Annotated in this window: 13 protein-coding genes; 1 reads left to right on the top strand and 12 read right to left on the bottom strand. The window is 39.1% G+C overall.

The window, feature by feature from the left end:
* Positions 1-62: 62 nt before the first annotated feature.
* From JJN12_RS03165 to JJN12_RS03115, 11 genes are all read right to left on the bottom strand, one after another.
* Positions 63-827, bottom strand: coding sequence for an ABC transporter permease (locus tag JJN12_RS03165; RefSeq protein ID WP_208428337.1), 765 nt, complete (start codon positions 825-827; stop codon positions 63-65).
* Positions 824-1,696, bottom strand: coding sequence for an ATP-binding cassette domain-containing protein (locus tag JJN12_RS03160; protein ID WP_208428336.1), 873 nt, complete (start codon positions 1,694-1,696; stop codon positions 824-826). The genes JJN12_RS03165 and JJN12_RS03160 overlap by 4 nt, the downstream gene beginning before the upstream one ends.
* Positions 1,690-3,255: a sensor histidine kinase gene (locus JJN12_RS03155; protein WP_208428335.1), complete on the bottom strand. Its 1,566-nt coding sequence runs from the start codon at positions 3,253-3,255 to the stop codon at positions 1,690-1,692. The genes JJN12_RS03160 and JJN12_RS03155 overlap by 7 nt, the downstream gene beginning before the upstream one ends.
* Positions 3,256-3,915 (bottom strand): response regulator transcription factor, encoded by a 660-nt coding sequence (locus tag JJN12_RS03150; protein WP_208428334.1) that lies wholly within the window; start codon positions 3,913-3,915, stop codon positions 3,256-3,258.
* Positions 3,916-4,225: 310 nt separating this feature from the next.
* Positions 4,226-4,462, bottom strand: coding sequence for a CsbD family protein (locus JJN12_RS03145; RefSeq protein WP_208428333.1), 237 nt, complete (start codon positions 4,460-4,462; stop codon positions 4,226-4,228).
* Between the two features lie 82 nt (positions 4,463-4,544).
* A complete protein-coding gene (locus JJN12_RS03140; RefSeq protein WP_208428332.1) occupies positions 4,545-5,831 on the bottom strand; it encodes a S41 family peptidase in 1,287 nt (428 codons plus the stop codon).
* A gap of 28 nt (positions 5,832-5,859) precedes the next feature.
* Positions 5,860-7,095, bottom strand: a complete 1,236-nt coding sequence (locus tag JJN12_RS03135; protein ID WP_208428331.1) for a murein hydrolase activator EnvC family protein — start codon at positions 7,093-7,095, stop codon at positions 5,860-5,862.
* Positions 7,088-7,927, bottom strand: coding sequence for a permease-like cell division protein FtsX (locus JJN12_RS03130; RefSeq protein ID WP_236013671.1), 840 nt, complete (start codon positions 7,925-7,927; stop codon positions 7,088-7,090). Before JJN12_RS03130 ends, JJN12_RS03135 begins: the two co-directional genes overlap by 8 nt.
* Before the next feature lie 40 nt (positions 7,928-7,967).
* On the bottom strand, positions 7,968-8,669 hold the full coding sequence (ftsE, locus tag JJN12_RS03125; protein WP_208430298.1) for a cell division ATP-binding protein FtsE: 702 nt from the start codon (positions 8,667-8,669) through the stop codon (positions 7,968-7,970).
* A 101-nt stretch (positions 8,670-8,770) separates the two neighbouring features.
* Positions 8,771-9,859 carry a PucR family transcriptional regulator gene (locus JJN12_RS03120; RefSeq protein ID WP_208428330.1) on the bottom strand — a complete coding sequence of 363 codons (1,089 nt, stop codon included), beginning with the start codon at positions 9,857-9,859 and terminating at the stop codon, positions 8,771-8,773.
* Between the two features lie 202 nt (positions 9,860-10,061).
* On the bottom strand, positions 10,062-11,174 hold the full coding sequence (locus JJN12_RS03115) for an ABC transporter ATP-binding protein (RefSeq protein ID WP_208428329.1): 1,113 nt from the start codon (positions 11,172-11,174) through the stop codon (positions 10,062-10,064).
* 521 nt (positions 11,175-11,695) lie between these two features.
* Here JJN12_RS03115 and xylA point away from each other — a divergent pair.
* The gene (gene xylA, locus JJN12_RS03110) at positions 11,696-13,018 is read left to right on the top strand and encodes a xylose isomerase (protein WP_208428328.1); all 1,323 of its coding nucleotides are present in this window, start codon (positions 11,696-11,698) and stop codon (positions 13,016-13,018) included.
* A gap of 151 nt (positions 13,019-13,169) precedes the next feature.
* Here xylA and xylB read toward each other — a convergent pair whose 3' ends face one another.
* Positions 13,170-14,642 (bottom strand): xylulokinase, encoded by a 1,473-nt coding sequence (gene xylB, locus JJN12_RS03105; RefSeq protein WP_208428327.1) that lies wholly within the window; start codon positions 14,640-14,642, stop codon positions 13,170-13,172.
* Positions 14,643-14,649: the final 7 nt, after the last annotated feature.

The following is a 14,649-nucleotide window of genomic DNA, read 5'->3' as shown; positions in this document are numbered from 1 at the left end:
TTTTATTCTATTGTATAACAAGCCGGAGTAATTTTAAAGCCTTCAAATTTATAAAAATATAATTAGCTCTCTGCTCTCCCCCTCACCTTGAATGAAATTATCATCACTCCTATACTTATTGTTGCGAAGAAGATAAGAGAGTGAATAAGAGGGGCGAAGTTATAATCTCTTCCCATCCAGAAATCTATGTATCCGTTACTAAAATGAGTGAACGGGAATAGTTTGCTTATATTTTGAAGCTCCAAAGGAAGGTCTTTAAGCTTTATTCCCATCATGCCTCCCAGAGCCATAATGGTAAAATATATAGCCATAACCAAAGCGTAGGTAATTCCAAATCTTCTGATTATATTTGCTATTCCATGTGCAAGGGCAATGCAAAATCCTGACATCAGGTAGATGGCTGCAATCCAGATAAACACAGCCATAGGTTTTGGAGAGGCAATCGTGACAAAACATAGAGTTCCTACAAGATATAAAGCAAAACAAAAAGTTAAGAACACATAGTTAGCTATCAGCTTACCCATAAACAGCCTTGTTCCCGACATCCCGAAAAGACTGAGCCTCACAGGGACATCCTTTTCAAGCTCATTTGAAAATGTGGCTGCATAGCCAATAAACATAGTGGAAAGTGGAATTATCATCGACATACCTATTAAGAGGCCCGCGGTCAGTTCGGGTTTTAATTTACTCGGAACGTCATTTAAGGCTCCCTTTGATATGATTACCATAAGGAAGATAGGAAAGATTGCTCCAAAAAAGAAGGAATAGCCATTGTACAGGTTGCTTAGAACCTCATATTTCACCAGATAAAACATCGATTTTTTCATCTTTTTCCTCCTCTATAATACACAGCCTTAGCGTTAATCGTCATTAGTTCTATATCATTGTTGCTCCTTCTGTAGTTTACATTCACACTACTAAGAGCTTCTGTGATTACAATTTCATCCTCTGCTTCATCACATCTAAGGGCTATCATTCCTTCAGGGGCTACTATCTGCCTGTGATTTTTTGCGATTTCTTTTGTAGCATTGTTTTCTTCACAGAGGATGACTGCCTTTCCACAGTATTTTCTAAACAAGTCATCTTTATTGCCAAAGTCAATCACCTTCCCCTTGTCAAGATAAAGGATTTTATTCACCAGATGCTCAAGTTCTTCATAATAATGAGAAGTCACAAGCAGGGTTGTATTTCTTTCCTTATACCACTGTACCAACTTCTTCATCAGCTTCTGTCTGGTCTCAAAGTCAAGACCTGAGGTCACCTCGTCAAGTAGGGTGATAGGACTTTCTGAACACATCACCAAAATCAGGGTGAATCTCTGTTTTTGTCCTCCCGATAACTGCTTCCACCTTTTATTAAGACAGGGTTCAAATTCAAAGAATTCTATCATTTCAAGAATCTTCTTGTTGTTCTTTATACGCCCTCCTATCAGCATTTCCAGAATAATTCTTAGAGGAACAGTATCTATGTATTCATTCTGCTGCATATGAACAGCTATCTTGTCTGCCTCTATCCCCCTTTTTATGCTTCCCTGATAATTAACTATGCCAAGTATACTCTTTATAAGGGTTGTTTTTCCTGCTCCATTGCTTCCGATAACCCCAACTCTATCATTATCAGCTATCTCTATGGTTCGTCCAAGGTCAAGGGCAACCTTATCCTTAAAACTCACTTTCACTCTGTCTAATGTTAACATAACGGCTCTTCCTTTCTTTTTATGGTAAAAGCAACCTTATCTCCTGTGTTTTCACAGGTTAAAATGAAGCCTGAAAGTTCTGCAAAATACTTTGCCACATAGAGTCCAAGACCATGGCCTGCCTCACTCTTTCCCCCTGTCACAAAGGCTTCAAATAACGAATCTTTGATATCCTCATCTATATGAGCCGGCTGATTCGTAACTTCTATTCTTTCATTTGAAATCAAAATACAAATCTCTCCCGCTTCTTCGGTATATTTAGCTGCATTTCCAATTAGATTTGCAAGAATCTGCTCCAGAATATTAGGATCAAGGTACCATTCAGCCTCTCCCACACAGCTTGTCTTTATATTCTTAACTTCTGTCATAGTCCGTACTGAGTTTAGAGCCTGATTCGCCATTTCTTCTACAGCTACATTTACCGGTGTGATGTTGTCCGCTATATGATTAATCCTTAGTATCTCATCAGTCATCTGTCTAATCACGATAAGCTGCTTCTTAACTTCAGGCAAATACTTATCCCTATCTGAAAATTTCCCGAAATTCTCTATCATGCCATCAGTAAGCAGAGTGGCCGCTGTCACCGGCGTTTTAAGCTGATGCGAAAATGCCCTCATAAACACCTCTTTTCTTTCGCCCTCTTTGTTAAGCTTATCATATGCTTCTTCCTGAGATTTATACAAAAGATTGAGCGAGTTGGCAAGCCCCGCTATTTCATCATTTCCTTTTACAGCTATAGGCTCTATATATCCCCTGCTTCCCCTCCTGTTGTCAGCATCCTGCAAAAGCAGGGAAATAGGCTTTACTATGTTTTTGGAATAAAGGCCTGAGGTTATGAAGATAAGGAGAAGGAGTACAGGAATGATTACGGGAAGCAGGCTAAATATAACAGGTATAATATCTGTGACTGAAGGTGAAACTGCCGCAGCCATCTCAAGCAGATAGTATTTTGCTCCCTTGTTTACCCCTAAAAATGTAGTATAATCTATCTTATTCAACTCATCCCTAACACTGCTTTCAACAATGAAGGATGATTCTCCAAGGCTGTTAAACTTTGCGTTTTCTTCTGAAAAATCAGTGGAATTGTTGTTGTACTCAAGGTCAACCTTCATTATATCATTCCCAGCGAAACTATCTTTATCAAACTTATCCTTGAACTTTTCAATTATCTTTTCAAAATCTTTCCCATAGTCTTCTATCTTATTTTTATCATTTCCCGCACCTATATTCTTAAAGCCTTCCTTTAGCTTATCTAGCATCTTTCTTAAGTCTTTGTCTTTAATTTCTATCCTTCCCTTCATAGAATTGTTGGAAAGCTCTATAATATAGCCGTCTATCGGTATCTTTATCCCAATACTTTTAGTAGGAATACCCTTTGAAGAATTTCCTTCACTTTCTATGAAGCTGACAAAGGACTTCTTAAAGTCATCATAATTAGCCTCTTTTTTATATGAAGTATAAAGAGAAGGCAGCATAAGCAGGAGATATCCTATGATGAATACTCCTACAGCAGTGGCCAAAACTATGCTGTATAATAAGTTTTTATTTGAAAGCTTCATTTAATCCTCCTTCCATCTGTATCCTACACCTATGACAGTATCTATGACATTAACAGGGAGTTTCTTTCTCAAATTCTTTACATGAGCATCTATTATCCTGTCATTTCCTATGTAATCCTCATTAAAGATACTTAGTATTAACTGTTCTCTTGATAAAACCTGATTAGGTAAGTCGTGAAGTGTCTTTAGGAGTAGGAATTCACTTACTGTAAGGCTCAGGTCTTTTCCTTCAAAATAAGCCCTGTAGGACTTATCATCAATGACAAGTGAAGTTTCTTTCATACTGCTCTCACTTTTTATTCTTCTAAGCAGCACATCTATCCTTTTAAGGAGAATAATGGGTGAGGCAGGCTTGGTTATATAGTCATCTGCAAAGAAGTTAAAGGCTTCAACCTGAGTATTTATGTCTTCATAAGCTGTCAGCATAATGACTCCCATGTCAGACTTAAGCTCAGCCCTTATGTATTCAAGCACCTTTAGACCACTCATCCCAGGAACCTTGATATCAAGGACAGCCAAATCAAAACTCTTTTCTTTAAGTCTCTCCACAGCCTCATCTCCACTGCAGCACTCTGTCACCTTATGCCCGGCTACATTCATATATTCCGCAATCACTTCTCTTATGGTTACTTCATCTTCCAAGAATAATATTTCCGCCATATCATCTCTCCTCTTTCTTTATGAAGCTATTCTATCACAACGGTATGAATTCCGTATGAAGTTCATGTGCTTTTTTTGTATAATTTTATCTGAGAGAGTCTTATCTGATATAGAATTTCGAAGAAATTTCCCATCACATAAAAAAATCCTACCCTTAGATTTTCATACCCAAAGGCAGGATTTGCTTGGCTTCATTCATTATAAATGGTGCCTAAAACAAAACAATTATTCTAGGCACCATCAAAAAACTTTGTTATATCTACTTAAAACCCTTAATTAGCACAGATAAGAACCAAAAGTTTGTTTTTGATTATTCTTTATCCTTGCCAAAAATATTCTTAACGCCATCAATAGCACCCTCTACTGCACCTTTAGCATTCTCTGCTACTTCTTTAACATTCTCAGAAGCATTCTCTGCTACTTCTTTAACCTTTGATGCTGCTTTCTCAGCCGCACCTTCTGCTTCTGTTTTTGCATCCCCTACTAATTTACCAAAGCCTTCTTTTACAGCACCCTTAGCCTGATCAAGCTTATCTTCTACTGACATAACAAACCTCCTTTTTAGTTTAACTAGTTACAATAACCATTATACACTACTTGATATGGGAAAGCAAATTACATTTTTTTCTTTATTTCTTTAACTTATCTACAACCACATCGAGAGCCTTATTAAGCTGGTTATCATATTTTCTATCGTACTTTCCGTTTTTGGTCGCATCTTTACTAAGCTCAACAACAACATCAGGCTCAATGCCTGTTCCGTGGATGTTTACACCATTTGGTGTGTAGTACTTTGATACTGTTACCTTCATGGCTGTACCGTCTCCAAAAGGAACAATGGACTGAACTATTCCCTTACCAAAGGTCCTTGTGCCAACTAAAGTAGCCGCCTTGTAGTCCTTCATGGCTCCTGAGAATACTTCTGAAGCAGAAGCAGAATTCCCATTTACAAGGATGGCTACCGGCTTATCGAAGCTGTCGCTGTCCGTGGCGTCTTCATCTACCCTTTTGCCGTTTTTATCAACAGTATACACAAGAAGTCCCTTCTTTATCATCCTGTCAAGCATTTCACAGGTCACATCAAGAAGTCCACCAGGATTGTCTCTAAGGTCAATGACAAGCCCTTCCATCCCTTCTTTGTTAAGCTCAGATATCGCGTTCTTAAACTGTGAAGCCGTAACCTCGTCAAATTCAGAAACAGATATATAGCCTATCTTCTTGCCACTTCTTTCTTCCATTCTGTAATTAACGGTGTCTACCTCAAGCTTCTTTCTTTCCAGGTTAAACTCGATTTCCTTACCATCTCTTAATACCGTTACCTTTACAAAGGTACCTTCCTCTCCCTTTATCATAGACACTACTTTGGAGAGCTCAAGACCTTCAATCTTCTTTCCCTCTACCTTGTAGATAACATCTCCAGGTTTCATCCCTTCCTTTTCGCCGGAACCCTTCTTAAAGGTCTTCACTATGGTGATGGCACCTGTGGTCACATTCTGGCTGACTGCTACTCCTATGCCGCTGTAGGTACCGCTTGAAGAGGATGTAAACTGCTTGTATTCTTCAGAATTGTAATATACTGTATATGGGTCTCCAAGGCTGTCAACCATGCCCTTGTAGATTCCATCCTTCATTTTGTCGTTATCTATTCCATTAAGATAATAATCATCGATGGTATTGTATATTTCTTCCTCTTTATCAGTAACCTTGTTCCAATCAATGGCTGCTCCTGAGACATTACCCGGCTTTTCTGATTCAGTCTCCTCAGAAGAAATGGTCGACATCTTCTTTACCGTATCAAAGAGCAGCATTCTTACATTACGGTTTTGAAACGCGAGGTCTACCAATCCCACAGCTAACAACACCATCACAATCATTCCAATAAATACGCCTAAAAAAAACTTTTTATTATCTTTCATCCGTCATCTCCATTACATAAGCCAAACATTACGGTGATACATATTTAAGAGGATTCACATAAGCTCCGTTTATCTTTACACTAAAGTGAAGATGTGGTCCCGTAGACATACCTGTGCTACCAACAAGCGCTATAGTTTCTCCTCTGCTAACCTCCTGTCCTACAGACACAAGAAGCTTTGAAGCATGCATATAAACAGTATATACCCCTCCTCCGTGGTCAATAATAACGTGATTTCCCATAGAATAATGGTATCCCGCTCCTATTACCCTGCCTGCTTTGGCAGCGATGATAGGCGTTCCTGCATTTACCGCTATATCAATCCCATTGTGGAAGGTACCTGAGCCAAACATTACCTCACTCCTGTATCCAAAACCGGAAGTAATACGTGTGCTGTAAGGCATAGGCCATATCATACCGGATGCAGATGCCTTGCCGGTTACAATCTGTCCGGTTTGATTAGACTGATTGGCTAGCCTTGCGGCTGCTTCTCTTGCCTCTCTTTCCCTTCTCTCTCTGTCAGCTTTCTCAGCAGCTGCAATAAGCTTGTCTATGTACTGCTCTTTTTTACCTATTTCAAGGTCATATTCACTTACTTTATTTCCTGCTTCCTTTATGAGGGCCGCAAACTTTTCTATCTGAACTCCCTTTGCCTCTGCAAGCCTTTCATTCTCAGCCTTCTTTACTTCAAGTTCGGATAGTGTCATATTAAGTTCTGCAAGCTTTTCCTCTTTCTCTACCTTCTTTTCCTTAGCTATCCTCTTAGCCTCTTTGTATCTGTCAAGAAGAGTGTTGTCATAGTCGGATATCTTTGCCATATACTCACCCTGGTTAAGAAGGTCTTCAACAGACTTAGCACCCAGAATAATATCAAGATAATCAGATTCTCCGTTTTCATACATATATCTGATTCTTTTCTTCATTATATCGTACTGGTCTTTTTCGACCTTTTCGGCCGCCTTTATCTCGACTTCTACCTTGGCTATGGTCTTTTCCATCTTGTCAATCTTTGTATTATAATCGGATATATTTAATTCTATAACTTCCTTCTTTTCATCCAACTTCTTTATGGCATCTTCAATCTCGACTTTCTGTGCTTTTAATTTCTCTATCTTCTCAGCTTCTTTTGCCCTCTTTTTCTCAAGCTTTTTCTTCTGAGCCTTCTGTTCCTTAATAGTATCGGCCATAGGAGTGGCAATATTCCCACCAAAGGAAGCAGTAAGTGCAAAAATCAGTGAGAATAAAATTACCTTCTTCTTAGACATCTATATGCCTCCTTACTGTAAAGAAACTTCCTACAAAGCCTATACCCACACCAATTGCAAGTGCAAGCGGTACAAGTACCGCAAACTCCTCTTTAATATCAATGAAGACAAGTACGTTAACGAGGGCATTGAACCTCTCAGTAAGTACATCAACTGCCCTTTCATAGATGAAGTAAAGCAGAATAAGCGGCAATGCCGCACCTACAACACCCATGATTACACCTTCAATTATAAATGGAGCGCTTATAAAGAAATCCGTAGCACCTACCATCCTCATAATGAAGATTTCTTCTTTTCTTACTGATATACCCATGGCTATAGTCGTACTTATAAGAAAAATAGCGACCGAGAGAAGAAGTCCAATGATAGTTACCGATATAATTCCAACAAGAGAATTAATGGCAGTAAATCCGGAAACCGTGCTGCCACTGCTGTTGACCTTCCTCACTCCATCAAGAAAACTTATATAATTAACTATCTCCGCCTGATTCTCAATTTTTTTCACAAATACAGTATAGGAATCACTTCCTGCAAGCGGGTTGTCATTACCAAAAGTTTCCACAAGCTCAGGCTTTAGCGAAGTCTCTTTGTACCGTCTCCAAGCCTCATCAGCTGATACATACTTAACTTCCCTTACTTCCTTCCTAGCCTCTATCTTAGCCCCTATTTCTTTCTTTTTGGCATCTGATATGCCGTCTTCAAAAAAGACCGTAATCCCTACGCCTCCCTCCGCAGATTTCATTATGTTTTCTACATTGGTTACAATAAAGAAAAATAAGCCAAAAAGAAATAGGCAGGCGGCTATGGTACCCACAGATGCTAAAGAAAACATTCTGTTTCTGCGAATACCCTTTAACCCCTCCCTAAAACTATTAACTAAAGTTCGAATTTTCATCATTTACACCGTTTATCCAATCACCGGCTACTTCGCCATTTTTTAATTCAATTACTCTTTTATTCATCAGTTTCACAATTTCAATATTGTGAGTAACTACTACAACGGTAGTTCCGTTTTTATTAACCTCTTCAAGCAGATTCATAATCTCCCAGGAATTCTTTGGGTCTAGGTTACCGGTAGGCTCATCTGCAAGAATCATGATAGGTTCATTAACCAAGGCTCTGGCAAGAGCCACTCTCTGTTGCTCACCACCCGAAAGTTCCCTTGGAAATGCCTTTTCCTTATCAGCCAGACCGACTATATCAAGCATCTTAGGAACGGTCTCTTTTATGACCTTAGGCTCCTTTTCTACTATTTGCATGGCAAAGGCAACATTTTCATACACAGATCTGTCTTTTAAGAGTCTGAAGTCCTGAAATACCATCCCGACATTCCGCCTGTGCTTTGCTACCTGATTATGCTTTAGCCTCTTTAGATTCTTGCCGTTTACATACACCTTCCCCTTTGTTGGGCTTATTTCCCTCATAAGGAGTTTTAATAGGGTTGATTTACCTGCACCGCTGTCTCCGATTACAAAAACAAATTCACCTTTTTTAATGGTGATATTAACCTCTTTAAGTGAATTTGTTTCACCGTTGTTCTTTGATGAATAATCCTTTGTGACATTCACAAGCATAATGGCAGGAACGTCTTCATCAGGATTCTTATACTTATAAGAACTTTCAGAGAATAATCTCTTATTCTCTGAAAGTCTTTTTCTTCTACTATTTTTAGCCATTAGAATTCTTGATTCTCCATATATTTCATGTACTTAACTACCATAAGCGCAATCTTAAATGTAATAGCATCATCAAACACTCTTATATCAAGATTAGTCATTTTCTGAAGCTTATCCAAGCGGTATACCAAGGTATTACGATGAATATAAAGCTGTCTGGATGTCTCAGAAACATTCAAGCTGTTTTCAAAGAATTTATTGATGGTTGAAAGTGTCTCATCATCAAACTCATCAGGAGACTTACCTTCAAATATTTCTCTAATAAACATCTTGCAAAGAGGCATAGGTAACTGATATATAAGTCTTCCTATTCCAAGTGTATTGTAACCTACTATATTGAGGTCAGCATAGAAAATCTTGCCAACATCAAGTGCCATCTTGGCTTCTTTATAAGAACGTGATACATCTTTAATCTCAGGAACTATAGTACCATAAGAAATGTTTACCGAAGACATTGCCTCTGCATTTAGCATATCGAGCATAGTCTTTGCTACCTTATCCATGTCGGCATAATCTTCTTCCGGTTCAAGCTCCTTAACCACAATTATATCTTTTTCATCAACAGCTGTAATAAAATCCTTTGTTGTTCCCGTAAAGAGGCTTCTCACTGTCTCAAGTGCATTTGAATCCTTCTCTATCTTAGTCTCAATAAGGAATACAATACGCCTTGCTTCAATATCTATGTGAAGCTTCTTTGACCTGTTATAGATGTCAACCAAAAGAAGGTTGTCAAGTAAAAGATTCTTGATAAAGTTATCTTTATCATACCTTTCTTTATAGGCGACAATAAGATTCTGAATCTGGAATCCTGCAATCTTCCCCACCATATACACATCATCATTGTCACCTCTTGCAATGATAATGTATTCAAGCTGCTGTTCATCAAAAACCTTGAAGAACTGATTGCCGGAAAGCACCTGGCTATCAGCAGGTGACTCCACCAAATTAAGAACTGCTTCCTCATACTGTTCTGCACCTTCAAAAGTAGAAGCAAGATTCTTTCCCTCGGTATCCATCACGCAGAGATCAACTCTTGTGATTCCCTTAAGTCCTTCTATGGTGCTCTGTAAAATCTGATTTGATATCATTAGTTCACCCCGCATATTATTGTTTTTAGTGTTCCACATGCCAACCTTTACAGGCATAATCAGCTATTCAAAGTTCATTTTGTGAGTAATTTGAATAACCTAACTTTAATTCTACCATTTATTTGTCAAAATGTAAAGAAAAGCCGGTCTCATATTAATAATTTCTAATGAGACCGGCATAATTATTTTATTATTTTACTAATTAGAATGCGATTGCAAGACCTGATTCCTTGTCAAAGATATGCATCTTAGAAAGGTCAAGAGCAAACTTAACAGCATCTCCCACTCTTGCAGTAGTACGAGGATTAACTCTTGCAGTAAACTCTACGTCACCAACAGGGAAGTAAAGGAATACTTCTGCACCAAGAAGCTCATATACTTTGATAGTAGCATCAAAAGTGGTATCAGGTGAGCTGTTGATGAATACTTCTTCATCATGGATATCCTCAGGACGAATACCAAACTCAACTGTCTTTCCATCATAACCCTTTTCAATAAGAACTCTGGCTTTCTCGTTAGGAAGCTTAATCTTAAATCCAGCGAATTCAAGAGTAACTGCATCGCCCTCTTTCTTAACAAGAGCATCGATAAAGTTCATCTCAGGAGAACCGATGAATCCTGCAACGAACTTATTAACAGGCTTCTCGTACAGGTTCTGAGGTGTATCTACCTGCTGTATATAACCATCCTTCATAACTACGATTCTTGTACCGAGTGTCATAGCCTCTGTCTGATCGTGTGTTACGTAGATGATAGTTGTTTCAAGTCTCTGATGAAGCTTACTAATCTCGATACGCATCTGTACACGAAGCTTAGCATCAAGGTTTGAAAGAGGCTCATCCATAAGGAATACCTTAGGATTACGAACGATAGCACGTCCCATAGCAACACGCTGTCTCTGACCACCTGAAAGAGCTGCAGGCTTACGGTCAAGAAGCTTCTCAAGGTCAAGGATTCTGGCAGCATCATTAACGAGTCTGTTAATCTCTTCCTTTGGAGTCTTTCTAAGCTTAAGTCCGAATGCCATATTGTCAAATACTGACATATGTGGGTAAAGAGCGTAGTTCTGGAATACCATCGCGATATCCCTGTCCTTAGGCTCAACATCATTTACTCTCTTATCTCCGATATAAAGATCTCCGCCTGAAATCTCTTCAAGACCTGCAATCATACGGAGTGTTGTAGACTTACCACAACCTGATGGTCCAACGAAAATGATGAACTCTTTGTCTGCGATTTCAAGATTGAATTCTTTAACAGCCTCAAAACCGTTTGGATACTTCTTTGTTACGTTTCTTAATGATAAACTTGCCATAGCTTCCTCCCTTATAAACTTTTTACCAGATTTTAATCAATCTATGTAAAGTAATAATAGTGAACAAATATTTATGAATACATAATACACTATTATAGTCAACTAAACCATTCTTTTTTTACACAAAATCGAAACCTTTTTTTTGTTACATTTGTCCTAAAAACATTAAAAGTGCGCACTGAATAGAAAATTTGCACAATTTTTTGAGGATTTTTTAGGTGATTTTTACTCCATTTTTAAGTTTACAAAAACAAAGCACATCATTCACTCAACAATTACGCTAAATTTAATTAAATACAATCAAACTTGTATGTAGTTTAATTTTTATTGAAATCGCAAGATTGTCGTATTGAAATCGCATAAAAATAATTGTAAATAGTGCTACTTGAGTCTATAATCCAATTATAAGGTGATTAACTGCAATTCGCATTAAAAGGATATAAATGTCAAAAGCTTTCGATATTCAAACTTTATAATTCTTATTGTAGTAAACAATAATACTTTTTATAGGAGGAAGTACTATGTCTGAATTATTTAACAATATACCTAAAATTGCCTACGAGGGGCCAAAATCAAAGAATCCTCTTTCTTTCCGCTACTACGACGCGGATAGAATAATACTCGGAAAACCTATGAAGGAGCACCTTCCTTTTGCTATGGCTTGGTGGCACAATCTTTGTGCTATTGGCGCTGATATGTTTGGAAGGGGTACTGCAGACAAGGACTTTGGTACTGAAAATGGAACTATGGCACATGCAAAGGCTAAGGTAGATGCCGGATTTGAGTTTATGGAGAAGCTTGGCATCAGATATTTCTGTTTCCATGATGTTGACCTTGTCCCTGAAGCAGGAGACATAAAGGAAACAAATTCCCGCCTTGATGAGATTTCGGACTACATACTGGAGAAAATGAAGGGAACTGATATCAAATGCCTGTGGGGAACAGCCAATATGTTTAGTAACCCAAGATTTGTAAATGGTGCAGGCTCTACAAACAGCGCTGATGTATACTGCTTCGCTGCAGCACAGATAAAGAAGGCTCTTGATATTACAGTTAAGCTTGGAGGACGCGGCTATGTATTCTGGGGCGGTAGAGAAGGATATGAAACCTTACTTAATACAGATGTTAAGTTTGAACAGGAAAATATAGCTAACCTTATGAAGATGGCTGTAGAGTACGGACGCAGCATAGGCTTTAAGGGAGACTTTTACATAGAGCCTAAGCCAAAGGAACCAATGAAGCACCAGTACGACTTTGATGCTGCTACTGCGATAGGCTTCCTTAGAAGCTATGGCCTTGATAAAGACTTTAAGTTAAATATAGAAGCAAATCATGCCACTCTTGCAGGACACAGCTTCCAGCATGAGCTTCGTATATCTGCTATAAACGGTATGCTTGGAAGTGTTGATGCAAATCAGGGCGATACATTGCTTGGCTGGGATACCGACGAATTCCCGTTTGATGTGTATGATACAACAATGTGTATGTATGAGGTACTTAAAAACGGTGGACTTACAGGTGGATTTAACTTTGATGCAAAGAACCGCCGCCCAAGCTATACCTATGAAGATATGTTCTACGGCTTCATACTCGGTATGGACAGCTTTGCCTTAGGCCTTATAAAGGCAGCTAAGCTCATTGAAGAGGGTACTCTTGAGAACTTTATAAAAGAGCGCTATGAAAGCTTTGAAAGTGAAATAGGTAAGAAAATCCGCTCTCATACTACAAGCCTTAAAGAGCTTTCAGACTATGCTGAGAAAATGGGAGCTCCTAAGATGCCTGGAAGCGGAAGACAGGAATACCTCCAGTCTGCACTCAATCAGACATTATTTGGTGAGGCTTAGACATTAGCGGCGTTTACATATTGCGTATTGCGTCCCAAGTATAGATTTAATTTAATATGGAGTTTCGCCAAGATTTCCTATCAGACAAAAAAGCTCAATGACAATTACTTCATAACTGTCATTGAGCTTTTATCTTTAATTTTCTAATTATCTACAAATCCTTTGTTGCTTCATATATTTTCCTGTAGCTTTCATATACTTCATTATACTTACGTACATTCTCACTCTTTGGAAGAGCGGCTGATTTGTAATGCACGAAGGTCCCGGCACATTCATTTAGATTGTTAAACCAGCCAAGGCCCACTGCTGCCATCATGGCAGCCCCAAGTCCCGGCCCCTGCTCTGTGGTAAGGGTTATAATTTCAGTATCAAAGATATCTGCCTGAATCTGCAGCCACTCTTTATTCTTGCTGCCTCCTCCCACAGATAGAATCTTGTCAAATTTTCTTCCTGTAAGCCCCGCCATAAGCTCTTTCGAGTCCCTCAAAGAAAAGGTTATTCCCTCAAGAACCGCTCTTGCAAAATGGCTCCTGGTATGTGTTGTATCTATCCTTGTAAAGCTTCCCCTTACCTTGCTGTCAGCATAAGGAGTACGCTCCCCTACTATATAAGGGGCAAAAAGCAAGCCATCAGAGCCTGCCGGTATACTGTGGATATCAGAAAGCAGCTCTTCAAAGCTTTCATTAGGAGCAAAGGTCTCTTTGAACCAGTTAAGGCTATGTCCTGCTGCCAGTGTCACTCCCATCGAGTAATAAGCATCCGGGATACCGTGGTTAAAAAGGTGAAGCTGTCCCTTATAGTGGCTGTGAGCCTCTTCTTCGTATGACAGGAATACACCGGAGGTACCTATACTTACCATACCGAGTCCACTTACAGTTATACCTGAGCCTACTGCGGCACAGGCGTTGTCTGCACCGCCTCCCATCACCTTTATTTCTTTTTCAAAGCCGAATTTCTCTCTATATTCAGGACTAACTTTTCCAACACAGTCAATCGAATTGTAAAGCTTTGGAAGAATTTTTGCATCAATGCCGTATTTCTCAAGGATTTCATCAGACCATTTCTTTGCTGCCACATCCAAGAGCAGAGTTCCTGCTGCATCAGAATAGTCGGTTGCAAGTTCTCCTGTAAGCCTGAAGATAAGATAGTCCTTTGGCAGCATAATATGGGCTGTCTTTTCCCAAAGCCCCGGTTCTTCTTCCTTCATCCACAGTATCTTCGGCAGGGTAAATCCCTCAAGTGCTTTGTTTTTGGTGATTTCTATAAGTCTTTCTCCGAAATCTTCCATTATCTCTGCGCACTGAGCTGTAGTACGGGTATCGTTCCATAGTATGGCAGGCCTCACTGTATTATACTTCTCATCCAAGGTAACAAGGCCATGCATCTGTCCTGATATAGCTATTCCTTCAAGCTCTTTCTGAAAGTCAGAAACCTTTTCAATAAGTTTGCTAAATACCGTCTCACAGGCCTTTATCCACTCTTCACCATTTTGCTCACTGTAGCCCTTCTTAGGATGAAGCAGAGAGTAGTCTGCGCCTGCAAAGGCCACTACTTTACCGCTTTTATTCATCAAAAGTCCTTTTAATGAACTTGTTCCCAGGTCTATACCCAATACATATCCCATAATCTTC

The sequence above is a fragment of the Catonella massiliensis genome (assembly GCF_016651435.1).
Lineage (GTDB): Bacteria > Bacillota > Clostridia > Lachnospirales > Lachnospiraceae > Catonella > Catonella massiliensis.
This window is presented reverse-complemented; position numbering and strand designations above follow the sequence as displayed.